The following is a 25,286-nucleotide window of genomic DNA, read 5'->3' as shown; positions in this document are numbered from 1 at the left end:
TCGCGCAGATGCAGGACCGCAGCGAAGCTCTCGTTCAGACGTCGAGGATTTCCCTGGCGACGGCGGCTTCCTCGTCTGCGGGAATGACAAGGACGTCGACGCGGGACTGCGGGCTGCTGACCAATCCTTCGTCGTTCTGGTTCAAATCATTGTCGACCGCAACGCCAAGCCATTCGGCGGCTTCGCAGATCTTTTGCCGGATCACAGGTGCGTGCTCGCCAATGCCCGCGGTGAAGACGAGGGTATCGAGACCTCCAAGGGCCGCGGCAAGCGACCCGATCTCGCGCCCGACACGATAGATGAAGAGATCGACGGCTCGCGCGGCTGCAGGGTCGCTCGAGCCTAGCAGTGTCTGCATATCGCCCGAGATGCCGGAGACACCCAGCAGACCGGATTCCTCGTAGAGAAGGTTGGACAGCTCATCCAATGACAGCTTTTGATCATGTAACAGGTACAGGATCACGCCGGGGTCGACCGTGCCGCAACGTGTGCTCATGATGAGGCCATCAAGCGTTGAGAACCCCATAGTGGTGGCGACACTTGCCCCTGTCCTCATAGCACATAGGCTCGCTCCGCTGCCCAGATGGGCAGCGATCACCCGGCCGCCGGCGCTCGCGCCGTAGTGGCCGCGAAGTTTCGTTGCGATGTGGCTGTAGGAAAGTCCGTGAAAGCCGTAGGAAACCACGCCTCGTTCCGAGAACTCGCGCGGCAAGCCATAGAGCTTGGCAAGTTCCGGCCGCTGCGCGTGGAAGGCCGTGTCGAAGCATCCGACCTGGAGGGCGTCAGGCAAAAGCCGAGCTGCCAAGCTGACGATTTCGAGATTGATGGCCTGGTGGATCGGGGCGAGCGGCTCGAGCCGATGCAAGGCCTTCGTCGTCTCCGCATCAAGGATGGCTGCTTTGGAAAAACTCTGTCCGCCATGGACGATCCTGTGACCGACCTTGCCGATCTGGCGCAGGAGTCCGCGGTCCGCAAGCAACGAGCCCACGACTTCGAATGCGCTGGCGATATCGATCGACCCTGCGCCCAAGCTCCGATCGATCCCGGACGACAGCGCCGTCGGAGCGACGTGCAGCCGTGGACGTTGCCGGATTGACGATATGCTGCCGCGCATCAGCAGGTGGAGGTCGTCACGCTGCTGAAACACCGCGAATTTCAGGCTCGACGAGCCACCGTTAAGGACAAGAATCGCGTCATTCATGGTCTGTCCGCCGCGCCCGCCAACGGACCCCGACTGCCGATCCGTTCGCCGCACTGATTTCCATCGGCTACTGCTCCCACTTCCAGCCGAGGATCTCCGGCATATCCTGCCCATGGGCGCGGATATAGGCTCCGTGCTCGATCAGTTTGCCTTCCATGATCTGTTTCAGTCCGACATGCGCCCCGGTCGGCTCAGGGATACGGTCAAGGACACTCAGCACCAGATGATATCTGTCCAGGCCGTTCAGGACCGTCATGTCGAAAGGCGTCGTCGTCGTGCCTTCCTCGTTGTAACCGCGCACGTGGATATTGTCGTGGTTGGTGCGCCGATAGGTCAGCCGATGGATCGTCCAAGGGTAGCCATGGTAGGCAAAGATGACCGGTTTTTCGGTGGTGAACAACGCGTCGAAGTCGCGATCCGACAGCCCGTGCGGGTGATGCTCCCTGGGTTGCAGCGTCATCAGGTCGACCACGTTGACCACCCTGATCCGAAGCTGCGGAACATGGTGCCTGAGTATCTGGACGGCCGCCAGCGTTTCCAGGGTCGGAACGTCGCCGGCGCAGGCCAAGACCACGTCCGGCTCTGCTCCGCCGTCAGTTGAAGCCCAGTCCCATATGCCGATGCCCGCTTTGCAGTGAACGATCGCCTTGTCCATCGAAAGCCACTGCCATGACGGCGGCTTGCCGGCCACGATGACGTTGATGCGGTCCCATGTCTGCAGCACATGGTCGGTCACGCAGAGCAGACTGTTGGCGTCCGGCGGCAGGTAGACGCGCACGATATCGGCCTTCTTGTTGAGGGCGACATCGATGAAGCCGGGATCCTGATGGCTGAAGCCATTGTGTTCCTGGTGCCAGACATGGCTCGACAACAGGTAGTTCAGCGATGCCACCGACCGTCGCCAGGGAATCTCGCGGCATGCATCCAGCCATTTCGCATGCTGGTTGAACATCGAATCGACGATGTGGATGAACGCCTCGTAGCAGGAGAAGAAGCCGTGCCGACCGGTCAGCAGGTAGCCTTCAAGCCAGCCCTGGCAGGTGTGCTCCGAGAGAATTTCCAGAACCCTTCCGTCGCGCCCGAGATGAACATCCTCGGGCAGGATCATTTCCATCCAGGCGCGCTCGGTAACCTCAAACACGTCCTGAAGCCGGTTCGAAGCCGTCTCGTCCGGGCCGACGATGCGGAAGTTCTTCGCGGCATCGTTCAGTTCCATCACGGCGCGCAGGAATTTGCCCATCACCCGCGTTGACTCGGCCTTGACCGCGCCGGGCCGTTCAACGGAAACGCCGTGGTCTCGCAGTCTGGGCAATTCAAGGGACCGGCGCAGCAGACCGCCATTGGCGTGCGGGTTGGCGCCCATTCGCCTCGTGCCTAGCGGAGCGGTGGCACGGACCGTTGCCACAGGCGAACCCATCGCATCGAACAGTTCTTCAGGCCGATAGCTCCTCATCCACTCTTCGAGCATCTTCAAATGCTCGGGGTTTTCCGCAAGGCCGGACAAGGGAACCTGGTGGGCGCGCCAGAAGCCTTCGGTTTTCAGCCCGTCGACTTCCTTCGGGCCGGTCCAGCCTTTCGGGCTTCGCAGCACGATCATTGGCCACTTCGGCCGGCGTTGTGCAACTACGCCACCGCCGCGAGCCTCGTCCTGGATTGCCCTGATGCGGTCCAGCGCATCATCGATCACAACCGCCATCCTCTCATGCATTGACCCCGGTTCATGGCCTTCGACGAACAGCGGCTCGTAGCCGTAGCCGACGAACAGGGCGCGCAATTCGTCTTCCGGGATGCGGGCAAGGATGGTCGGGTTGGCAATCTTGTAGCCGTTGAGATGCAGGATCGGCAGCACCGCGCCGTCGCGCGCCGGGTTGAGGAACTTGTTGGAATGCCAGGCGGTGGCAAGTGGCCCGGTTTCCGCCTCGCCGTCGCCGACCACGCAGGCGACGACGAGATCCGGATTGTCGAAGGCTGCGCCAAAAGCATGCGAAAGCGCGTAGCCCAATTCGCCACCCTCATGGATCGAGCCCGGGACATCCGGTGCAGCATGGCTCGGAATCCCGCCCGGAAAAGAGAACTGCCGGAACAGCTTGCGCATGCCTGCTTCGTCCAGAGATATGTCGGGATTGAGTTCGCTGTAGATGCCCTCGAGATAGGTGTTGGCGACCATGGCCGGACCGCCATGGCCTGGGCCGCAGACGTAGATCATGTTTGCATCCCTGAGCCGGATCGCGCGGTTGAGATGGGCGTAGATGAAGCTCAGGCCCGGCGAAGTCCCCCAGTGCCCTAGCAGCCGCGGCTTGACATGTTCCAGCTTCAAGGGCTCCCGAAGCAGCGGATTGTCGAGCAGGTAGATTTGCCCGATCGTAAGATAGTTGGCGGCGCGCCAATAGGCGTCAACGTCGTGCAACTCCTGGTCGGACATCCGTTTGTTGCTGTTGACTGTTTTTGCCGATTGTCCGGTCATCTGATTTGGCTCCGTTGTCTCATTTTGCGAAAGCCCGTGGATTCCGCCTTAGCCATGGGCCACCAACGCATCGCGCGACTTTCGGTTCATCACCTGCTCGGCGCGGCCGCCCGCTGCTGCATCGCTCGCATTGTGCAAGCTGGGCGTTCGCGCTGGTCGAAACCGCGGTCATACTGCCACCAACAATCAGGCTTTCAGCCCATCCCGCCAGAAGTGTTTCAGGACCTCAAGGCAGACCAGCACTGCCAACCCGGCCGCCAACGTCACGGCGAGGTCGTCCAGGTGCAGCGGTCCGAACTGGAAGAGGCCACTTGCGAGTGGCCATGCAAGTGTCCCGCCCAGCGCCGCAGCAACCACCACGACGACGAAAGCAAGCGATCGGTTTGGCCGGACCAACGCAACAAGCAGCGACTCGCTGAACGTACGGTTGACGAAAATCAGCCCAACGATCGTCAGCACCAGCGAGAAGAATGTCAGGGCGCGAATCTCATTTTCCGGCATTCCCCAGTGCAAGGCGACGAGGAAGATGCCAGCAACAAGCGCGAATGCCAGCAGGCCCTGCACAACGCTCCACGCGATCAACGAGCGCGAGAAGAGCGCAGCTTCCGGATGCCGCGGCGCACGCCTCATCGTGTCGTCTTCCTCGGTCTCCGCTTCAAAGACCAGGGAGCAGACTGGATCGATCACCATCTCCAGAAAGGCAATGTGAATAGGTCCGAACAGGATAGGCAGCCCAAACAGCAATGGAAGGAGGGCCAGCCCGGCGATCGGTACGTGCACGGCAAGAATGAAGCCCATTGCCTTGCGCAAATTGTCGTAGATGCGGCGGCCCAGCCGGATGGCTTTGACGATCGACCCGAAGTCATCATCGAGAAGGACGATGGAAGACGCCTCCCGCGCGACATCCGTGCCGCGTCCACCCATGGCAATGCCGATGTTGGCCGCTTTCAGCGAAGGCGCATCGTTGACGCCGTCTCCCGTCATGGCAACGATCTCGCCATTGGCCTTCAATGCTCTGACGATTGCCAGTTTCTGCTCGGGCAGAATCCGCGCGAACACCGTTGCGGTCTTCACGCGCGCCGATAGGGCTGCGTCATCCTGTGCCTTGAGCTCTTCGCCAGTGACGACATCGTTGAAGTCGAGCCCGGCCTCGCGGGCGATAGCTCTGGCTGTCGCGGGATAGTCCCCGGTGATCATGATCACTCTGATGCCGGCGGAGCGACAATTGCTCACCGCGTTCGGAACCTCCGCTCGCAGAGGATCAGCAAGCCCGACGAGACCCATGAATTCAAATTCGAAGCCGGTCTGCTTGTCCGGCAGTTGATCGCCGGCATGGCTGGAACGCGCCACGCCCAAGACGCGCAGTCCTTCCGTGGCCATGGCGTCCACAACATCCTTGAGCGAAGCGACACGACCTGGAGGCAGACGACAGAGTGCCGCGATCGCCTCCGGCGAACCCTTGGCGGCAATCAGGCAGTCGCTGTCATCAGCCGATAGCCGCCAGGCATTCGACATTGCCAGCAGTTCAGGACCCAACCCGTAGGCGCGGGCCAATTTCCAATCGGCACTGTCAGCGCGCTTCGCCAGGCGCTCCTGGGCAAGCTTGTGGAATGCCCTTTCCATCGGATCAAAGGGAATTTCGGCACTGGCAAGCACGCCGATCTCGACCAACTCCCCAAATGCCGCTGGCATCTCCTTGTTTGAGTTGTTCAGGCGAAGCAGTTTGCCATCGGGCGTTCTCATTTCTGCAATTGTCATGCGATTTTCGGTCAGCGTTCCGGTCTTGTCGGTGCAAAGCACCGTTGCCGAGCCAAGCGTCTCGATCGCTGCTGCGCGACGGGTGAGCACGCGCGCCTGCGAGATGCGCCAGGCGCCCATGGCCATGAAGATAGTCAGCACCATGGGAAACTCCTCGGGCAGCATCGACATGCCGAGCGCAATGCCCGCCAACACCGCATCAAGCCATCCGCCCCGCAACAAGCCATAAAGCACGACCGCGAGAACACTGACCGCGCCGCCGACAAGTGCGAAGATGCCGACGAGGCGCTTTGTCTGTCGCTGCAAGCGAGGTGCTTCGGTTTCCATGGTGCTCAGCGATTGCCCGATCGCACCGATCTGGCTGAGCGGCCCGGTTGCCAGAACTTCGCCAATGCCTGAACCGCGAACGACGAGTGATCCGGAAAATGCGAAAGGCAGGTCGTCGCCCCCCGGCCTGCATTCAGCCGGCAGATCGCCATCCCTGGCAGCAACCTTGCGCACCGGAACAGACTCGCCGGTCAGCAAGGACTCATCGGTCTGGATATCCCGGCTCTGGATGAGCAGGATATCGGCCGGAACCCGATCCCCCTCGCCCAGCACCACCGTATCGCCGCGCACCACCTCGCGACCCGCAATCCGCTTGCGTTCGCCATCGCGTATCACCAGGGCGCGCGGACTTGTCAGGTCGCGCAACGCCTCGAGGACACGCTCCGTCCGCGCCTCCTGAACGATCGTAATCCCCACCGACAACGTGGCAAATGCAAGCAGGATCAAGGCCTCCTGGAGATGGCCAAGAAGCAGATAAACGCTACCTCCACCCAACAGCAGGGCGAGCATCGGCTCGCGCAAGACCTCGATGGCAATCCGCAACGGCGTCCGGCGCCTGGACCTGGGCAATTCGTTGAACCCTTCGTTGGCAAGCCTTGCCTGCGCTTCGGCCTCGCTGAGGCCGGGCATTGCAATGGTGGATGAAGCGGATCGAGACATTTGGCCTTCTTGGAGTCCCTGCGTGCCGTCTTGCACTTCCTGTATGGCGAGAATTGAAATTCAAAGATGCGCGATCAGCTTTCGTCACGTGCGAAAGCACCATTTGCTGGCGCGTCCAGCGCTCGGCGCATCCGTCTTATGATTGCAGCGCGACCCCGTTCGTCGGCCGCGGTGTTGACGGCCTCGGTGACGTCGAGGAGAAGCCTTGAAAGATCGTTGTGCCAATCGAGGCGGGCAATCTTTTCCGGCTTTAGGCGGCGCGGCTCGTTGGCGTCGACCGGCAAACAGCCGTGGGACGTCAATTGGAAAGCGTTATCCAGCTCCGGCATGATGATCCTGTCCGAAGGCATTGATCCTGCCAGCCGGCCGCTGAGGCCGACCAAGCCTTCTTCTTCGCCATGCGTCAGGAACACCGTCTGCTTGACCGGAGTTCGAGCCAAGGCCCAGGCGACGAGTTCGCTTGCGTCGGCATGGCCGGAGTAGAGATCGAACAGGCTGATACGGGCCTTGACCTCGACCTCTTCGCCCTGGATGCGCACACGCTGCGCGCCGTCGAGCAGTATCCTGCCGAGCGACCCCTGAGCCTGGTACCCCGCCATCATCACGGTGGCGTTCCGGCGCCAGAGGTTGGCCTTGAGATGATGGCGGATACGCCCAGCGTCGCACATGCCGCTGGCGGCGATCACGACGAAGAAGCCGGTCAGGCGGTTGATCGCCTTGCTTTGCTCGATGGTTTCGGTGAAGCGCAGTTGGGCTGAACTGAGAGCCTGACGCAGAACGTCGCCATGTTCGATGTCGTCGGCATGTCTTTCGAAGATCGTGCTGGCGCGTGTCGCCAGTGGCGAGTCGACGAAGATCGGAGCTGTCGGCACCTCTCCCGCTTTCATGAGCAGGTAGAGGTCTACCAGCAATTCCTGTGTTCGCTCGACGGCGAAGGAGGGAACGATAAGCGGGCCGCTCGCCTCTGCAGCGCTACGCACCACGTCGCCGAGCATGGATCGCCGCTGTTCAGGCGAAACGTCCGGACGGTCCCGGTCGCCATAAGTCGATTCGCAGATGAGATAGTCGACACCGGCCGGGCCTTCGGGATCGGCATGCAGCAGCTTGTGGCCGGGTCCGATATCGCCTGAAAACAATATGCGCATCGGTGTGTTCTGATGTTCCACGTCGATCTCGAGTTCGACCGAGGCGGAGCCGAGCAGATGGCCAGCGTTCCAGAAGCGGGCCCGAAGGCCCTCGGCGACGGAGGTCCATTCCCCGTATTCCAGAGCCCGGAACAGGGTCATGCACGCTACTGCATCCTGCTGCCTGTAGATCGGCTCGACCGGCGGCCGCCCGCGCTGCGCATTGCGGCGGTTCAGCTGCTCAACCTCCATTTCCTGGATATGCGCCGCATCCGGCAACATGACCGAACAAAGATCGATCGTAGCTCGGGTCGTGTGGATTGGCCCGGCAAAACCCTGCTTGACCAGTTTTGGCAGAAGGCCGCTGTGGTCGATATGCGCATGCGTCAGGACGACGGCGTCAATCGCCTCCGGCGGGAACGGGAACGCGCCGTAGTTCAAGGCCCGCTCCGACTTCGATCCCTGGAACAGGCCGCAGTCGACGAGGATCCTCGCGCGTGGCGTTTCGATCTCGTAGCAAGAACCGGTAACGCCGTGGGCCGCCCCGTGGAAGCGCAAAACAGGATCAGTGCCTCGATTGGCGTTCATGGCACTCATGCCCTAGTGCGACAGGAGAACGGGCAGGCGCAAATCCGAGAGAATGCCTTCGGTCGCCCCACCGAGCACGAAGTCTCTGACGCGCGAATGACCGTATCCACCCATCACCAATAGTTTGCCGCCGATTTCGAGGGCATGCTCCTGGAGAGCAGTGGCGATCGGGCGACGCCCCAGCTGAATTGATGCGGCTTCGGCCGCCAGACCGCGCGTCCTCAGGCCTTGCGCAAGGCGTTCACTGATGTCTTGCCCCGGAAGCGGCTTTTCGTCCGTCACGGTCACAACCGTGATCATCGAAGCGCGGTCCACAAACGGTTGTGCATCGGCAACGGCTCGCGCCGCCACGCGACTGCCATCCCAAGCGATGACGACATGGTCAAGGGCACCGATTTCCGTGGTGTCAGGAAGCAGCAGGGTCGGTCGACCAGAACCGAATACGATTGCCTCGGCCGTCATTCGCGCCGTATGGTTGTCAGACGCCCATCCGACCAGGCAGATATCGAAATAGCGGCACTGCGCCGCCGCTGTATCCCCAATAAGGGCCGGTGGCGCGGTCAGCTCCTGCGTCGTCAAGCTCACCCCGCCCTGCAATGCTTCTTTTGCAACTGTTTCCAGCAAGTTCTTGCCGAACTTGCGACTGGTCGCTTCGGCCTCCCGGATCTTGTTGGGAAGATCGAGCAGGAAGCTCGACAGAGCGTTTGAAACGTCGGGAATGTCGACGTTGATGGCGACCGCGTGCAGCGTCGCTCCGATGTGCCTGGCGACCGCGACTGCATTGGACGCGATCTTTGGCGTGTTCGCCTCCGGATATGTCGCCAGAGACAGGGATACTATCGGCTTCATCATATTCGCCTCCTTTGCGCGGGGTCGGGCCACTGGATGCCGGCGCTTTGCGACATCTATGGAGGCAGTGGACGGCGTGCGCTTTGATTCACCGCAAATGCAACCGTCGGTGGGGCCGAGGAATAGGCTCGCTCGGGAAGCCCACCGGACGCCGCGAACGCTGGCACTCGACCTCTCGTATCGCAGAGGGGGGGCTAGATAATTTGCGTTTCATTCCGCCAGCAATGCTGACGATGCGCGTTTGCCCGGTTTTGCGTTGATGTGCGTCAATGCGAGGCGGTCTACGACCCCTACCATGGTCACGGTCAGCAAGGACTTTGGAGACAACGGATGAACGAAGAGATCAGAAACAAGATCGTGACGTTGTTGGACAAGCATCGGGTCATGACGATCGCAACGCTAAGGCCGGACGGCTGGCCGCAGGCGACGACCGTCGGCTACGTCAACGAGGGCCTTAACCTTTACTTCCTCTGCGGTCTGGAAAGCCAGAAGGCTGTGAATCTGGCGCGAGACGACCGCGTGTCCTTGACGATCGATCACGACACGCCACAGGTGATGGAAATCACCGGACTTTCCATGGCGGCGCACGCGCAGGCGGTAGCAGACCGGGCCGAAGCGGAAAAGGTCCTGCGGATGCTGCCGCTGAAGTATCCGGAGCAGGTTTCGCTGCCGGGCCCGATGCCGACTCCTGACCAGGTCCGCATATTTCGCGTGATGCCTACGGTCATCTCGGTGCTCGACTATTCGAAGGGTTTTGGCCACACCGATCTCGTCACGTGCTGAGCGCTTAGCCGAGCTCTCTTCGCGGAAATCCTGCAGCGGAGCGTGGCGTAGGTCATCCTCGCCCCGCAGGTGCTTCACGGGGCCGATGAGCCCCGGCTCCACTCACTGTGTCGCCAACGGTCTACCCCGGCTTTTGTTTCAGGATTTGCTAAGATGGCCTTGGAGTTTCTCGAAGATGGCTGTGCAATCGATCTCATCATGAAACGCAGCATGAGGATCGAACACGAGTAAAGAGGCTTGAGACCGCAGCTCCCTCAGACGGGCGTTCTTTTCAAAGCGAGCATGGCGTTCCGCTTCTGTAATGTGGAGCGCTAGGGTGGTAGGCCTTTCACGAAGAGAGCTCATCCAAGCCCCCAGTTCGATTTAACGTCGCCTCTTCAACGCTTTAGCTCTGAGTTGCGTTCCGTTTTCGATTGTCGAGCCAAGGAGCCCCGCCAGCGTACGTTTCGGCTGGCCACCGCCGATGCGTCTGGCGCGAGCTGGCGCCTAAATCGTGGTCGCTAGGCACTGGTGCGATAACGCCATGAAGCTGGGATTCACATCCGCCCGGTTTCGATCTAGAATCGCTCTATGGACACGGCTTTTGACGACCTCGCCAGCGCCATCAGGGAGTCCCGTAGGGACGCCTGGAGCCCTATCCGCGACTTCGCCATAGAATTTGCCGGCAAGCTCGTGATGGGCCTCGCTATCGGCCTTGGCATAGCTATCGGTATGGCACTAGCTGGCTAGGGTTCTGGACTCCCGAGCGGTGGCTCTGAGGCTGAGGCGCGGGCGGCCGGCTGGCGGAGGCAAGCGATGACAAGCCTATATTAGCGATCTCTTGTATTTCAACTGAAGCAGGAGCATGCTTAGAGAGCGGGCGGAGGAGGCCACTAGACCAACGGTGGTAAAGGGGTTAGGTCATGGAAACCGTGTGTTACGTCCCCAGCGCATTCTGCGTCTTATCAGTCTTCATCAACACCGCGATCGTCCTTAACGTGATCGGGCTATATGCCGCGATACGCCTTCTTGTGTTGAGGATGCGCGCGCACTCGGTCGGACAGCTTCAGCCGGCATAGATCGAGAGGTGGTCGATGCGACCCATTCTCCTGATCGTCGCCGCTATTGCTGCGTTCTTCGTCTGGGACGGTCTGGCAAACAAGGGCGCCTATACATCTCAGCTGACTCGCACTTTCGAGCAGGCAGAGAATTTCCACGGGCTTGTCTCGCTCAACTGAGCAGCGGTGGAAAATGCGGCTAGTGCTCGCCGGCCTGTGCCTACTGGCCCTTCTTTCCATTGCCGCGCTGCTCGCGACGTCGAGCGGCGTTCTGCTTTATCAAGAGAAGGTCGCGGACGGGTATGCCTGCCGCTACTTCACGGGAACAGGGACGTTCACGACGCCGTCTTATGCGGTGACGGGCTGCCCGCGATTCATCATCGTCAATCGGTAGTTATAGCCGGATATATATTAGCCAGATCCAGCTGGGTGATCGCCACAAATAGTTAAGTGCGCCAAGAATAGATTTATTATCAGCCTCTTATGTTAGGCACCCTGCGCTTGCGATCATGGCGATCCTTGCGATCGGCGGCTGGGTTACGGGTCGTTTTACTGGTCTCTGCACCACGCTGGATAACTCGCCGATCGGTTCCTGCAACGGCACAACGGGCGTCGGCACCTGATGCAGCCAGTTGGCTAAGAACATCGCGATTGTTCTTAAGGGTCGGCGCTACTATGGGAACGTCGGCCCTTTTTCAGCTATAGGTATGCGCCGCAAAGGTGTGCCACAAAGGCCTCGACATTGGCGGTCGTCACCTGCGCCAATGCATTTGAAATACCCTTCCGGCACGATTTCCCATTCGCCGACAGCGTCAGGCGCTCCCCGCCTGTCATGTGGAACTCGAAACAGCCGGACAGGCTAGTCCGCAGCCGTCTTGGCAGACTGGGGCACGCCGTAGAACTGGACGCCAAGCCGCTCCTTCCGTCGCCAGCGCACCACTGTTTGATAGGTGGCCGCATCGTCGGGCACATGCAGGAGAAAACGCTCCGGCACGAAGGCGTCGGCAGGAACGCGCAGTTCGGCCCCTCTTTCATGCTGGTTGCGGATGGAACAGCCAATCGCCGGGTAGTCCGGACCCGCGACGATCGTGGCCTCTTTCAGGACAATCTCACGCGGGTGAAGGCGGCGCTCTCGTCTGGGTTCGTCGGGTTCCATGCGCGTGCTTTGCTCGATCTGGAATCACCCTCGCGGCGGGCGCCCCTCATATTAGCCGGCGCTTTATTGGCCTGCCAGCTACGCGAAGTCGAATGATATCCCAAAGACAACCCGCTCGGCTACCGGTCACCTCGGGCCGCCGGCGGACCCTCCGTGCAAGGAATTGGCGGCTGCCGGACATGTCCGGTCAGCCGCCTGGATCGTTCCTTGAGAAATATTGCGCCGGCCTGCCCTCTCCCCTTGAGCTCTGCCGGCGCCCGCCGGTTCAGCTTTCGAAATAGCGCGGCCGATCGAGATCCGGGATGAGCCCGGGCTGCTTTGGCTGCCATCCCAGCAAATCCCTGGTCTGCTCGCTCGAGGCCGGGCAGTCCAAGCCGAAGAAGTCGCCGATAAAGCCGAAATGGCCGGCCGCCTCTGCGCGGGTCTTGGCGACGACAGGAACGCCGAGGCGCCGGCCGATGACTTCGGCGATCTCCTGCGTCGGCACGCCCTGGTCGGCGACTGCGTGGTAGCGGGCTCCCCTCGCCCCTTGCTCGAGCGCCAGCCGGAAGAGGCTCGCGGCATCGAGCCGATGCACCGCCGGCCAGCGATTGAGCCCATCGCCGACATAGGCCGAGACACCCTTCTCGCGGGCGACGCCGATCAGCAGCGGAACGAAGCCGTGATCGCCGTCGCCATGGACGGACGGCGGAAGACGCACCACGGAAGCATGGACGCCACGCTCCGCCAGCGCGGCTGCCGTCGCTTCCGAAGCGCGCGGATATTGGGCGGTGGCGGCAACGGGCATATCACCCTCCGTCGCCATGCTGCCCGACACATGCAGCACCAGTCCGGAGGTGACGAGCAGCGGACGGTCGGAGCCTTCGAGCACCGCGCCGAGCGTCTCGATGGCGCGCCGGTCCGCCGCGCAGTTTTCGGCGAATTTTGAGAAATCGTGGTTGAAGGCGGTATGGATCACGCCATCCGTTCTGCCTGCTCCGCTGCGCAGACTGTCTAGATCCTCGATGTCGCCGCGATGCACCTCGGCGCCGCTAGCGGCGAGCGACCGGGCGCCCGCCTCCGAGCGCGCCAGGCCAAGCACCTGGTGTCCTGAATCGAGAAGTTCCTGGACGACGGCAGAGCCGACAAAGCCCGTGGCTCCGGTGACGAAAACACGCATCATGACTTCCTTTCGTTGAAAGAGTATTGGAGGGCCTCGCCGCCCCGTCATGACCAAGTTAGTGGTTGAACGACGTACGATCTATGCTGTAGGGTCCGCATTATCTTCGTGATCGTCCGAGATTTGCCATGGACCCTCTCTCAGACGTGCTGTCGCTGCTGAAGCCGCGCAGCTACCTTTCGGCCGGCTTCGACGCCGGTGGCGACTGGTCGATTCACTTTCCCCGGAATAGCGGCATCAAATGCTACGCCGTGGTCTCCGGTGAATGCTGGCTGTCCGTCGAGGGCGTGGCGGATGCCGTTCGCCTGCGCGCCGGCGATTGCTTCCTGCTTCCGGCGGGGCGGCCTTTCGGGCTTGCCAGCGACCTCGCGCTGGAACCGGTCGAAGCGCAGGTGGTCTTCGCGCCGGCCCGCCACGGCGGCGTCGTCTCCTACAATGGCGGTGGCGATTTCTTTCTGGTCGGCAGCCGCTTCGTTCTCGGCGGCAGCCACGCCGAGACGCTGACGGCGATGCTGCCGCCCATCATCCATATCCGCACGGAGCAGGACAAGGCGGCGCTGCGCTGGGCTGTCGAGCGGATGATGCAGGAATTGCGCGAAAGGCGGCCGGGCGGCATTCTGGTCGCCGAGCACCTCGCCCATATGATGCTGGTCCAGGCCTTGCGCCTGCATATGGCGGAAGGCCTGCGCGGCGGCGTTGGCTGGCTGTTCGCGCTGGCCGACAGGCAGATGGGAGCGGCGATCAGCGCCATCCACGAGGATCCGGCGCATCGCTGGACATTGCAGGAACTGGCCGCGCGCGCCGGCATGTCGCGATCGAGCTTCGCGTTGAAGTTCAGGGAAACGGTCGGCGTGCCGGCGATGGACTATCTGACACGCTGGCGCATGCTGCTGGCCAGCGACAGGCTGGAGAACAGCGATGATCCCATCTCCGTCATAGCGCCGTCGCTCGGCTATGAATCCGAAAGCGCCTTCAGCACCGCCTTCAAGCGGGTCATGGGCCGCTCGCCACGGCAATACAGCCGCGACCTGACCACCAACCCCGTGGACGATGAGGCGGAAGCCGCCCGGGTCGATCGGCTCGAACGCACCACGGTTGAAGCGGTTGCAATGAGCCTCGATGCAAGTGCTTGACCCAGCCCTACATCTTGAGGTTGAAGTCAACTTCAGCTATTACTATGTCGGGTGGGGGGTAGTAGCTGTGAAAGTCGTTATTCGCGCGATCGAAGACGCGGCAAATCTCATTGCCGTCGCCGCGATGTTGTTGGTCTTGTTGCCATTCCTTGCACTTGACAAGGCGGAGCAGGCGACCAGGTGGGCCCGGCAGAAAAAGTAGCCGCTCACTTGGACATGGTTCGAATTTGCATTCCGAGGGAAGCCAGGCTCGGTCGGTCGTCCACAGCCTACCCCGACGGACCACGCCAATGGCCGGCGCCACATGGCCGATCGTGCCTTACTGGATCGATGGCGCCACGCGCATTGCAATCAAACCGACCCCAAGCAACCTTTTATCTTCAGGCGTCGCCCTCGAAGCAGCCACGAAGCCCTCCGGCCTCAGCTCGATCGTCGTGAAGCCGGTCTGCGGCAGGAGCAGGCGGGGAATGACGATGCGGTGCTCTTCCGGCTGCATCGATCGTGCAACGCTGATCGTGGTGATGAGGGTCTGATTGACGCGCACCTCGACGCGCGGAATTCGACCGTCCTTGTCGGCGAGCTGCATGATCCGCAGATCGACGACAACGCCACGGCTGCCCAGGCCGCGATTGGGCAGAAGTATGCGCTGCACCGCGTCCTTGCCCCAACGTCCCCATGCCTCCGGCGAATGCCATCCCCGATCGAGCAGCGGATCGAGCTCACCGCCGGCGGCTGCGCTGAGCCATCGATCGGATGGCAACAGGGGCTGCGAACAGTCCGAGGTTGACAAGCGATACAGGCGGCGAAGCGGATCGTCGCTGACCAGCCGCGCGCCGACCGCGGTCAGCCGGCTGTCCCATGCCGCGAGCTCGGCGGCATCATAGCCACGGCGATCGATTAGCACCGCATCGAAATTGAAGCTGGCTGACAGCTCCGCCAGCGCGCAGGGCCAGTTTGCGATCTTCAGCAGGATTTGCGAGCGCGACAGGCTTTCGCTTGCCCCCGATGTACTGCCGTAGCTCCAGTGCCGGGAAATGCCCGGGGCGCTGAAGATAAAGGGCAATAGATGGTTGTAAGGCTCGAAGTCACGGATCGCGGGCGCTTCGGGCCAGGCCGCTGTCGGCAGTTGGAGAATCCGCTGCAATCCTTCAGTATCCGCCGCGGCCAAAGTCGCGCGGATGCTTGTCATCTCCGTGGCAAACGCCGGCTGGCGCAGCAAGGCGCGCTGTTGTCGCGCAAACAATGCTGCGCTGCCCATGCTGTTTACAAGCAAAAGAGCAACCAGGGCGACCGCGGCTGTCGCGCCGCCGATCGAACGGCCGAATCGTGATTTCAGCCGAAGCGCTACGCGCCGCCATAGCCCGAGAAGCACCAGCAGCGCCGCGAATGCAAAGAACGGAGCGATCCGATTCTGTGCGCGGATTTCCGGCCTGATCAACAGGTTGAAGATCAACCCCAGGCCGAAGGGTGCGCAAAAGATCATGCAGAAGGCGAGATACGCGTTCAATGTCGGCGTCAGGCCTTCGTGGCCCGGCCTAGCGCCAGGACCGCGCCTTCGCAGCAGCAACGTGCCGAACAGGGCGGCCAGCAAAGCGAAAGCCGACAGGACGGGGCCGGGCCAGGCGTCCGTTCCCTCGGTCTTGCCGCGAATGGCCATGTAGTCACGCAATGTATTGCGCGCGACGCCGAATGGCTCCAGCCCGACGATCACGTCGGAGATACGAAAACCATAGAGCGGCTGGTCGGCCGCTGTTCTTGCCGGGAAGCCGCCGGCATCGCCTGGGGCGACGGCGACGAAGAACGCAAGGATCGGCACCAGTACGGCCAGCGTCAGGCAAGCCGGGAGCGCCATGGCCGGCAGATAGCGCCAGTCCCGCTCCTGCGCGGCCAGGGCCAGCCCGGCAAACCCCCAGGTAAGCAGGGAAAAGAAGCTGTAGTAGATACCCGAAGTGGCGATCACCATGCAGCATACGAGCGTGACCGGATCCTTCATTATGCCGGCCAGCGACTGCTGGCGAACTGCCGTGACGATGCGGGGCAGGATCAGGAACGCAAGCGGCGCCGCATAATAGGCGGCCAGATAATCGTGTCCGGTCGAACGCTCGGCGAAATAGGGAATGAACGCAAAGGCGAAGGCGCCGGCGAGAGACCACCAGGGCCTAATCCGAAAGCTGCGCAACGCGCAGAAGGCTGCTGCGAAGTTCGCCGCGACGATGACGACGAAATACACATTGGCGCCGACGACGACGTCACCGGTCAGGCGCGTGGTCAGAAATTGCACGACGCGTTCGGTGAGATCAGTGAACGGAAAGCTGAGCAGATCCAGCCGATCCGGAAAACCGAGGGCATCTGTGCGAAAGACATGTGGCCAATCGAGAAACAGCCTGCCGTGAAGCAACAGGAAGGTACGATCGCCCCACAGACCGGTCGGGGTGCCAAAGCTCATGAAAGGGACGCCCGCCATCAGCCAGGCAAGCAGAATTCCCAAACAGAGGAGAAGTACAGGCCGACTTCCAAGATCGGCGAAGAATGCGCTAGTGTATCGGATCATACGAGAGGGCAATCGCATGATGTCGACCACTAGCATGAACGCCGTGGGCTGTCATGGAGCCTGACCAGGCGCTCGCTGATCAGCAAATCCTGAGTTCGCGGGCCCTGCGCAAGCTGATCCTTGAAGAATCATATCGCGCTCATGTCGGGCACATAGGCTCGGCGCTGTCTGTGGTGGATATTCTCGCAGCCCTCTATGGCGGAGCGATGCGATTGAACTCGCCGGACGATCCGGATCGCGATCGCTTCGTCCTCGGAAAGGGGCACGCAGCGCTTGCGCTCTACGCCGCCCTGTTTTTGCGCGGATGGCTCGGCCGCGCCGAGTTGGCAAGCTATTGCGCCGATGATTCCCGCCTGGGCGTGCACCCGACCCACCACCTCCCCGGCGTCGACTTCTCGACCGGCTCGCTCGGCCTTGGCCTGTCGATCGGCACGGGATCGGCGCTCGCCGCGCGCCTGCTCGGCAAGGACCGCCGCACCTATGTCCTGCTGTCCGACGCGGAGTGCAATGAAGGATCGACCTGGGAGGCGGCGATGTTTGCCGGGCATCATCGACTCGCGAATCTGATCGTCGTCGTCGATGTCAATGGACAGCAGGCGCTGGGCCCGACCGCCGAGATCATGAACCAAACGCGGATGCCGGAACTCTGGTCGAGTTGTGGATGGGCGGTTCGGGAAGTGGATGGGCATGCGCCCGCGGCGGTACGCGAGGCGATACGCCCGCATCACCAGCAGCCGCTGGTGGTGCTGGCGCGGACCATATCGGGTCGTGGCGTGAGTTTCATGGAGCGCCAGGTGCGCTGGCACTATCTGCCGATGTCGGACGAACAATATGCGATGGCTCTGGCGGAGAGCGAGGCGCTGCTGTGAGGCACGAGTTCATTGCCAAGCTCTGCGAACTGGCCGCGCGTGATCCACGCATCATGTTGCTGACCGCCGACCTCGGCTTCTCTGTCGTGGAGCCCTTCGCGCAGGCCTATCCGGACAGGTTCGTCAATGTCGGCGTCGCCGAGCAGAACATGATCGGCCTCGCAACGGGCCTCGCGGAGGCCGGACTTCTTCCGTTCTGCTATTCGATTGCGACCTTTGCAACGCTGCGGCCTTACGAATTCATTCGCAACGGCCCGATTGCGCACGAACTGCCCGTCCGTATCATCGGCGTCGGCGGTGGCTTCGACTACGGCACGGGCGGTTCGACCCATCACAGCCTCGAGGACATTGCCGTCATGCGTGCGCTGGCTGGAATGATGGTGCTTGCGCCGATCGATGGACCCCAGGCGGCCGCAGCGCTGGAGCGCGTGTGGTCGGCACCCTCGCCGGTCTATTTCAGGCTAGGCAAGGACAGCCCGCGGGTCGCGATCTCGGGCGGTCAGTTTGAACTCGGTCGGGCGCAGACCATGCGTCGAGGCGCTGGCGTGCTGCTCATTTCAACGGGTGCTCTTGTCGCGGAGACCATGACGGCCGCGGAGGCTCTTGCAAGCGGCGGCGTGCAGGCGACGGTGTTGTCCGTGCCATGCCTTGCGCCCGCGCCGCTGGCCGATTTGCGAACCGCATTGGCCGATGCCAACGCCGTGCTGACGATCGAGGCGCATCAGCAGGCAGGCGGACTGGGTTCATTGGTCGCGGAGGTTCTCGCGGAAGCCGGATTGGCGAGACCTTTCCGCCGCCTCGCGGCAACCCAGCCCGGTGCAGGCCGCGGAGGTAGTGCAGCCTGGCTGATGGAACGCAGTGGATTGACCGCCGGCCGGATTGCGTCTGCCGCCCGGGAACTGCTTTTGTTGAGTCGCCATGAACCCGACAGTGTCGATCATTCTACCCATCCATAACCAGGCCGACCATGTCGTCACCGTGATTGGCGAATATCATGCCGCCCTGCGCGGTCTTTCCCTGCCGTGGGAAATCATCCTCGTCGAGAATGGGTCGCGTGACGAAAGCGCCGCGCTCTGCGCGGAGCTGGCAATCCGCCACGCCAATGTGCGCACGCTAAGCGCCGACGTTGCGGGTTGGGGCCACGCGGTCAGGACAGGCCTAGCAGCCGCTCGCGGAGAATTTCTGTGTTACACCAATTCGGCACGTACAGCCGGAGATGATTTGCGGCGGGCGCTGGATGCCGGAATGAGCCGGCCGGACCGTGTCCTCAAAGCCGAACGGAAGCATGGCCGGGCATGGCTTCGAGCGCTCGGATCGCGGCTGTACAATCTCGAGGCGCGTCTGCTGTTCGGGCTTCGGCTGCGTGATATCAACGGCACGCCGAAACTGTTTCATCGCCGCTTCGAGGCGCTCCTGGATCTGCAGCGCGATGACGATCTGATCGATCTGGAATTCTGCATAGCCTGTCACCGCCATGGATATTCGATGATCCCGCTCGGCGTGGCATCCGGCCCTCGACACGGCGGCCGCTCGACAACCGGATGGCGGACGGCCATGCGGCTCTATCGCGGAGCGCTGCAAATGAGATGGCAAAGTTGAGCGACGAGAACGACGCCTCCTTCCTGGCCGACCATCAAGCCTGGCGTGACCCGGCCAGCGTCGTGGCGCAGTGGCAGGACGCGGGAGCCATCGACAGCAGCCTGCTTGAAGCCGAGGTGACCGGACCGTGGTGGCAGTGTCTCGCCGAGGCCGGCGTCACCTTGCTGGTCAGCCGCGAATACGAGCACCTCCTGATGGCGCTCTCGATGGCAACGGGATCACCCCAGGTGAGCTATCTGCGGCTGCCGCATCCGTCGGGCATTGCTTTCGACGCGGCTCGCGGGGAAGTCCATGTCGCAAGCACACGCAATCCGAATGTGTTGTACACCCTGCGGCCGACGGACGGGCTTCTGCAGCGCAGGGATCTTGGGTCGAAAGGCGTTGCCGGGCACTTGCTCATGCCCGCGAGTGCGCGCTTCCTGCCCGGTAGCACCTACCTGCACGATCTGGCGATGATCGGCCCTGAGCTTCATGGAAGCGCGGTTGGTGAAAACGCCATTGTGGCATTCCCGGCGGGCGGCGATAGCCGGCGCGTATGGTGGCCGTCGTGCATCGAGGGAGACACCGGAGCGGATTTTGGCCTCAATCATTTGCAACTCAACGGCATCGCGGCAGGAAAGAACCTGGCCGAAAGCTGCTTCACGGCGTCCAAGGATGATCTCGTCGGCGCGCGACCAGGCGAGATCGAATTTGCCGTGGAGGGGCGCGGCGTCGTTTTCAGCGGCGCGACGCGATTGCCGATGACGCGTGGATTGACCCGTCCGCACTCCCCCCGCTTCGTCGGCGATGCCTTGTGGGTGGCCAACAGCGGATTCGGCAGCATCGTGAGCTGCGCGCCGGACGGCAGCGTCGAGGTCGTCGCGCGCTTGCGGGGCTGGACCAGGGGCCTGTGCGCGATCGGCGATCTTGCGATCGTCGGCACCTCGCGGATCATCCCGCGCTTTCGCGCCTATGCGCCGGGGCTCGAGCCGGACAAATGCGTTTGCGGGCTGCACGCGGTCGATATCAAAAGCGGGCGCGTCGTGGCCAGCCTGGTCTGGCCGGCCGGCAACCAGATCTTCGCGATCGAGGCCGTCCCGTCGCGGATGATCGATCGCCTTCCATTTGACGGCTCGCGCCGGATGCCGGACATGGAACAGACGCTGTTCTACGCTTGGCGATCCGCTTCCAGTAATGATGTTGGGGGAATTGATGACTGACGGGTTTCGCCTGCTGATGCTTGGCGCCATGTACGAAAATGGCGGAAACACCACGCACCGCTTCCTAGACGGCCATCCGGAGCTGTTCGTCTATCCGTTCGAGTCCCAGATCGGAACGCGCCTCGTCAACGACGCGATGACGTCGCTGTTCCCGGTCAAGTACCGCTGGCCGGTCTTCCCGCTCGATGCGGCTCCGATGGACGACTACAAGCTGATCATCGACGAAGAATGCAAGGTGCGTGCGCGGACACCCCACGTCAGCAAGTTTCGTGACATGGCCTTCGACTTCAACGACGATCGGCGTTGCGCCCGATACGTCGAATGTGTGCAGGCCAGCGGCCGCGGCGCCGCGAACAATGTCGCGGCGTTCTTCAGGTCCACATTCGACACCTGGAAAGACTACAACCGCAGCGGCCGCGAAAAGGTCCATGTTGGGTACAGTCCGATCATCACGGTGGACTCTGAAACGATCCTCGCCGCGATGCCCGGCGCCCATATGCTGCATGTCGTGCGCAATCCGTTCTCCGCCTATGCCGATACGAAGAAGCGGCCGGTTCCCATGCGCCTGTCGGACTACATGCGGGCCTGGTGCCTGAACCAATACCATGCCCTGCTCGCGCGCAACCGCCATCCGGATCGGATGCACATCGTGAGACTGGAAGAAATCGTGTCCGACCCGAGAAAAGCCCTGGCGCCGGTTCTGTCCGCGTTGGGCATCGAGGATCATGCGGCACTGTCGACGCCGACGTGGAATGGTCTGGCGTTGCGTGAAATCCACCCCTGGGGAACGATCCGCCGCGCCACGCCGGAAGCCAATCGCGCGACGGCCGCGGAACTCTCGGTCGAAGAGCATGCGCAGGTGGCTGAGGCCGCCTGGCAATATCTCGATGTGTTCGACTATGGCGACTTCGCCATGATGCGGACCCGCTGAGATGCAGCGCGCCGTTGTGACCGGCGGCAGCGGCTTCGTCGGCGCGAGCCTGGTCAGAAGGCTGCTGTCGCTGGGCTGGCAGGTCGATCTCCTGCTGCGGCCGGGCTTCGCGACCTGGCGCGTTCCCGCACAACAGCCTCAGCTCTCGATGCATGCCATCGATCTTACCGATGCTTCGTCCGTGCGGGCACTGCTGCATCGATTGCAGCCACGCTACGTGTTCCATCTGGCCGCCCATGGCGCCTATTCGTGGCAGACCGATGCGGCCATGATCGCGAAGACGAACCTGGAGACCACCCGCACGCTGGCGCTTGCTTCGCTTGAGGCGAATGTCGAGGCTATCGTGCATACCGGCACTTCGCTGGAGTACGGTCGCAAGAGACACGCCCCTTCCGAGGACGAGGCGGCCGAACCCGAAGGGGCCTACGCAATCTCGAAGGCGGCGGCGACCGCGTTCTGCCGCGATCTCGCCAGACGATCCGGCATCCGCATTCCGACACTTCGCCTCTATTCGGTCTATGGGCCGTGGGAGGAGCCGCGACGCCTCGTGCCGTCACTGCTCCTCCACGCGATGGTCGGGAGATGGCCACCGCTTGCGAACGCCAAGACGGCGCGTGACTTCGTCTGGGTCGAGGACGTGATCGATGCCTTGATCATCGCGGCCAGTCGCCCGCTGGCGGATCCCGGGGCAATATTCAGCATCGGCACCGGTTGGCAAACCACGCTGCGGGAAATCGTCGATATCGTCCGCGACATCACCGGCTGCGAGGCCGAACCGCATTGGCAGAGCATGCCCGATCGAGACTGGGACACGGATATCTGGCAGGCCGAGACCCGACGCGCAGCGACGGAGCTGGGCTGGACCGCGCAAACGACATTGCGAACCGGTTTGCGGCGAACGATCGAATGGTTGCGGGAAGACCGCGAGCGTCTCGGCCTCTATCGAGCGAGCCTCAACTTGACGGACACATAGCCAAGATAGAGCGGCGGCCCCCACGGGGCGTCGGCTCCTTGCCGATCGACCGGCAGGGCTCCGTTTGACTTCAGCTCAGAAGGCGATTTTCAGACCCAGCTTGCCGCTGACGGTCGAGCTGTCCGCGGACCACTTGCCGCGAATTTCGGTGCTGAGCGTGGTCGAGCTCGTCATCTTCAGGTTGAACCCGGAGTACAGCGCGACGGAAAAGTCCGCGTCGTCGAACTCGCTTTTCACATCGTCGACACTGGCCGTGTTGGAGTAGCCGAAGCGCTGCTGGAAATCAGCGCGCGCGTAGGGGCTGATCACCATGCCGTTGCCAAGCTGATAATCGGCATAGATACCCGGTTCGAACTTGATTGCGCCGAAGGACAGGTGGCTCTTGCCGTACTCACGGCCGAAATTGTCCTCATATCCATCGCCGGTGAATGTGACGCCAAGCAATCCGCCGCGCAGATCGAAACGAACGCGGTCGGTGAGGCTGAAGATTCGTCCAACAGACCCGGTTATCGCATAGCCCTGCGTGTCATAACTGCCGAAGCGGCCAGCGGCGCTCTCGACATCGGTGTTGCCGAGGAACGCGGATACGGCAACGAGCGCATAGCTCGTGTCATGGCGATAAAGCCCATAGCCGCCGAACATGCCGCTTCTGTTGGTGGCGTCGCCGTCGGTGAAATCGGAGTCATCGACATTTACGTCGGCCGAGGCGTAGCCGCCAAACAGACCGATGTTGAGCCCATGCTCATTGTCGAAGCCGAAATGCTTGGCGGCATTGAAATCGACACTGATGGCGGCCGAGAACTCATCGACGTCGAAATGCGGTCCGTCGAACGTGTCGACGCCGTCCGAGATCCTGAAGCCGTCATGTTCGGTGTGAGCAAGCTGGCCGGAAGCGAAAACCCCAAAAGGCGCCTCCTGCGCCGGCGGCGCCGGCGGCGCGGTCTTTGCCGGGCTGACATCCGCCTCGACAATGTCGTCGACGATATCGTGAAGGGCGTCCAGGGCGGTGTCGACAATGGCGCCGTTTGTCGCCCCGCCAATAGCGCAGTTCGGGTCCAGAATGGGTCCGTCGCTGTCGCGGATACAGGCGCTCGCCTGTGGCGTCATGAACATGAACATCACCGCCGCGCCGATCGAAACTGCCCCAATGGCACGCAGAAGCCGCTTCTCTGCCTTCATTGTCGTGTCCCCGTACTTAAAGTTTTACTCAAACAGTCGGTGCAAGCTATGCGATCGAATTCCCCAAGAACAATGATCCGGCCGCGACAGATACGATTTCGACATACTAGCAGAAAATCGATCGAAGATCATAGTAACTCACTTTGACCGGCTACGGCGCCGCCCTTCCTTCGAGATAGGTTCCGGTGTAAGATTTTCGGGTCTTCGAAGATACGGGTTCGGCGCGTAAGGGGCGTCATGGGGGTGAGTGCTTCGGTGGCTCGAAGACTGTCGCCAACTGAGACGAGCTCGCGTCATGACCTGTGGCCCCTTCCTGCGCATCGTGGCGGTTCTGCTGTTTTCATGTCTCGGCCCGATAGGCGCTCAGGCCGCCGCCGTGCAGGAGCCCGCACCCGAGCCCGCCAAGCGGCTGGCAATCGTCATGGGCAATTCCAACTACCAAAGCGCCCGCCTGCCCCATCTCGCCAACGCCGACAACGACGCCAGGAGACTTTCCGAGAGCCTGAAAAGGCTTAACTTCGATGTGCTGACCGGAACCGATCTTTCGGCGGAAGGATTTACCAGGCTGTTTCAGGAAGCCAGCGGCAAGCTTGCCGGCGCCAACGCGGTGCTCATCTTCTACGCCGGCCACGGCGTGCAGCTTCAGGGCGAGAACTTTCTGCTGCCGGTCGACACGCCCGACGCGCAAAACCTGGAGCAACTGACCGCGCATGCGATCAGGCTCAACGATGTGATCGCGAGATTTGCCAGCCGTGAGCGACAAACCTTCATCTTCCTCGACGCCTGCCGCAACAACCCGGTGGGCAAAGGCGCCAGCGTCGCCGACGGTCTGGCGCAGGTCGAAGTGGGCGAGAACACTTTTGTCGCCTTTGCGACCCAGCCCGGCAACACCACGGTCGACGGAGCCGGCGACAACAGCCCCTTCACCACGGCCCTGCTGCAGAACGTCGAAATCCCGGGGCTCAGCATTTCCGACATGATGATACGCGTGCGCAACGAGACCGAGGCGCTCACGCTCGGCCGTCAGGTGCCGTGGGATCAGTCGAATCTGCGAGAGCAGTTCTATTTCACCGAGCAGCAGGTGCTCGATCCGGCCCAGTTGAGCGCCAGCCTTTCGCGCATCCTGTCGGATCCGGTCGCCAAGGAAAAACTGCAGGTCGAGCTTGCTTCCAACGATCTGCAGACCGCGGTGATCATAGTCGGGCAGACATTGCGGTCGGTCGAGATCACGCCGCCGGCGGGTCCCGCGGCCAAGCCTGCCGGCACGCAGGTCGCCAGCCTCGAGGGCGCCAAGCAAAGCGTTGTCTCCGGCCTCGAAACACTGATCGTCGGCAAGTCGGCCGGCGAGCCGGACCCGGAAAAGGCCACCGATCTCGCGCGCAGCATCCAGACGGAGCTGCGTCGCCTGGGCTGTTACCGCGCGACCGTCGACGGAAACTGGGGCAAGGGCTCCGTCCGCGCCGTCACCAACTACTACAAGAACACCCGGCGCACGGCATCGATAACTGAGCCGACCGTCGAGCTCCTGGGCGACCTGTTCCTGCAGTCGGGCCGGGTGTGCAAGGATCCGGTCGTCGTGCAGAGGACCAAGCCGGCCAGGATATCGTCGGATGCCGCGCCGGCGGGCGGCAAGGCGGCTACCGGCCGAAAAGCCGCGAGGTCCTCGAAGCCGTCGCGTCCGGCCGCTCCGCCCCCCGACATCAGCGGCGGGATCGGGATCGGCGGCGTGTTCTAGCAGGGCCACGA

Annotated in this window: 21 protein-coding genes; 12 read left to right on the top strand and 9 right to left on the bottom strand. The window is 62.4% G+C overall.

Translation table 11 applies throughout. From position 1 onward, the window contains the following. Nucleotides 1-34: 34 nt before the first annotated feature. From JG743_RS17505 to JG743_RS17485, 5 genes are all read right to left on the bottom strand, one after another. A complete protein-coding gene (locus JG743_RS17505; RefSeq protein ID WP_202292054.1) occupies nt 35-1,201 on the bottom strand; it encodes an acetate/propionate family kinase in 1,167 nt (388 codons plus the stop codon). A gap of 67 nt (nt 1,202-1,268) precedes the next feature. Then, a complete protein-coding gene (locus JG743_RS17500) occupies nt 1,269-3,665 on the bottom strand; it encodes a phosphoketolase family protein (RefSeq protein WP_202292053.1) in 2,397 nt (798 codons plus the stop codon). Between the two features lie 186 nt (nt 3,666-3,851). Beyond that, nucleotides 3,852-6,410 (bottom strand): cation-translocating P-type ATPase, encoded by a 2,559-nt coding sequence (locus JG743_RS17495; protein WP_202292052.1) that lies wholly within the window; start codon nt 6,408-6,410, stop codon nt 3,852-3,854. A 74-nt stretch (nt 6,411-6,484) separates the two neighbouring features. Then, a complete protein-coding gene (locus JG743_RS17490; RefSeq protein WP_202292051.1) occupies nt 6,485-8,122 on the bottom strand; it encodes an MBL fold metallo-hydrolase in 1,638 nt (545 codons plus the stop codon). A 12-nt stretch (nt 8,123-8,134) separates the two neighbouring features. Further along, nucleotides 8,135-8,974: a universal stress protein gene (locus JG743_RS17485; RefSeq protein ID WP_244672813.1), complete on the bottom strand. Its 840-nt coding sequence runs from the start codon at nt 8,972-8,974 to the stop codon at nt 8,135-8,137. 327 nt (nt 8,975-9,301) lie between these two features. On the opposite strand from JG743_RS17485, the gene JG743_RS17480 reads away from it, so the two are divergent. The 3 genes from JG743_RS17480 (at nt 9,302) to JG743_RS17470 (ending at nt 11,185) form a co-directional block, all read left to right on the top strand. After that, entirely contained in the window at nt 9,302-9,754 is a 453-nt protein-coding gene (locus JG743_RS17480) for a pyridoxamine 5'-phosphate oxidase family protein (RefSeq protein WP_202292050.1), read from the top strand. 1,073 nt (nt 9,755-10,827) lie between these two features. After that, on the top strand, nt 10,828-10,971 hold the full coding sequence (locus tag JG743_RS17475; RefSeq protein WP_202292049.1) for a hypothetical protein: 144 nt from the start codon (nt 10,828-10,830) through the stop codon (nt 10,969-10,971). Between the two features lie 22 nt (nt 10,972-10,993). Then, nucleotides 10,994-11,185, top strand: coding sequence for a hypothetical protein (locus JG743_RS17470; RefSeq protein WP_202292048.1), 192 nt, complete (start codon nt 10,994-10,996; stop codon nt 11,183-11,185). A 465-nt stretch (nt 11,186-11,650) separates the two neighbouring features. Here the strand turns inward: JG743_RS17470 and JG743_RS17465 are convergent, their stop codons facing one another. Together JG743_RS17465 and JG743_RS17460 are read right to left on the bottom strand one after the other, a co-directional pair. Further along, nucleotides 11,651-11,947, bottom strand: a complete 297-nt coding sequence (locus JG743_RS17465) for a PilZ domain-containing protein (protein WP_202292047.1) — start codon at nt 11,945-11,947, stop codon at nt 11,651-11,653. 265 nt (nt 11,948-12,212) lie between these two features. Further along, nucleotides 12,213-13,106: an SDR family oxidoreductase gene (locus tag JG743_RS17460; RefSeq protein ID WP_202302678.1), complete on the bottom strand. Its 894-nt coding sequence runs from the start codon at nt 13,104-13,106 to the stop codon at nt 12,213-12,215. 128 nt (nt 13,107-13,234) lie between these two features. Between JG743_RS17460 and JG743_RS17455 the strand changes: the two genes are divergently transcribed. Further along, the gene (locus JG743_RS17455; protein ID WP_202292046.1) at nt 13,235-14,239 is read left to right on the top strand and encodes an AraC family transcriptional regulator; all 1,005 of its coding nucleotides are present in this window, start codon (nt 13,235-13,237) and stop codon (nt 14,237-14,239) included. Then, nucleotides 14,226-14,441 (top strand): hypothetical protein, encoded by a 216-nt coding sequence (locus tag JG743_RS17450; RefSeq protein WP_202292045.1) that lies wholly within the window; start codon nt 14,226-14,228, stop codon nt 14,439-14,441. Before JG743_RS17455 ends, JG743_RS17450 begins: the two co-directional genes overlap by 14 nt. Before the next feature lie 117 nt (nt 14,442-14,558). Here the strand turns inward: JG743_RS17450 and JG743_RS17445 are convergent, their stop codons facing one another. Then, nucleotides 14,559-16,820 (bottom strand): hypothetical protein, encoded by a 2,262-nt coding sequence (locus JG743_RS17445; protein ID WP_202292044.1) that lies wholly within the window; start codon nt 16,818-16,820, stop codon nt 14,559-14,561. A gap of 23 nt (nt 16,821-16,843) precedes the next feature. Here JG743_RS17445 and JG743_RS17440 point away from each other — a divergent pair, with 23 nt between their 5' ends. The 6 genes from JG743_RS17440 to JG743_RS17415 are packed head-to-tail and all read left to right on the top strand — an operon-like array spanning nt 16,844 to nt 22,361. Beyond that, entirely contained in the window at nt 16,844-17,659 is an 816-nt protein-coding gene (locus JG743_RS17440; protein WP_202292043.1) for a transketolase, read from the top strand. Then, the gene (locus JG743_RS17435) at nt 17,656-18,615 is read left to right on the top strand and encodes a transketolase family protein (protein WP_202292042.1); all 960 of its coding nucleotides are present in this window, start codon (nt 17,656-17,658) and stop codon (nt 18,613-18,615) included. Before JG743_RS17440 ends, JG743_RS17435 begins: the two co-directional genes overlap by 4 nt. After that, entirely contained in the window at nt 18,578-19,258 is a 681-nt protein-coding gene (locus JG743_RS17430) for a glycosyltransferase family 2 protein (protein ID WP_202292041.1), read from the top strand. The genes JG743_RS17435 and JG743_RS17430 overlap by 38 nt, the downstream gene beginning before the upstream one ends. Continuing rightward, on the top strand, nt 19,255-20,457 hold the full coding sequence (locus JG743_RS17425) for a DUF4915 domain-containing protein (RefSeq protein WP_202292040.1): 1,203 nt from the start codon (nt 19,255-19,257) through the stop codon (nt 20,455-20,457). The genes JG743_RS17430 and JG743_RS17425 overlap by 4 nt, the downstream gene beginning before the upstream one ends. Before the next feature lie 16 nt (nt 20,458-20,473). Next, nucleotides 20,474-21,388: a sulfotransferase gene (locus JG743_RS17420; RefSeq protein WP_202292039.1), complete on the top strand. Its 915-nt coding sequence runs from the start codon at nt 20,474-20,476 to the stop codon at nt 21,386-21,388. Nucleotide 21,389: 1 nt separating this feature from the next. After that, on the top strand, nt 21,390-22,361 hold the full coding sequence (locus JG743_RS17415; RefSeq protein ID WP_202292038.1) for an NAD-dependent epimerase/dehydratase family protein: 972 nt from the start codon (nt 21,390-21,392) through the stop codon (nt 22,359-22,361). Between the two features lie 75 nt (nt 22,362-22,436). Here JG743_RS17415 and JG743_RS17410 read toward each other — a convergent pair whose 3' ends face one another. Beyond that, on the bottom strand, nt 22,437-23,540 hold the full coding sequence (locus JG743_RS17410) for an autotransporter domain-containing protein (protein WP_202292036.1): 1,104 nt from the start codon (nt 23,538-23,540) through the stop codon (nt 22,437-22,439). A 295-nt stretch (nt 23,541-23,835) separates the two neighbouring features. On the opposite strand from JG743_RS17410, the gene JG743_RS17405 reads away from it, so the two are divergent. Then, nucleotides 23,836-25,275, top strand: a complete 1,440-nt coding sequence (locus JG743_RS17405; RefSeq protein ID WP_202292025.1) for a caspase family protein — start codon at nt 23,836-23,838, stop codon at nt 25,273-25,275. Nucleotides 25,276-25,286: the final 11 nt, after the last annotated feature.

Source organism: Mesorhizobium sp. 131-2-1, from assembly GCF_016756535.1.
Taxonomy (GTDB): domain Bacteria; phylum Pseudomonadota; class Alphaproteobacteria; order Rhizobiales; family Rhizobiaceae; genus Mesorhizobium.
This window is presented reverse-complemented; position numbering and strand designations above follow the sequence as displayed.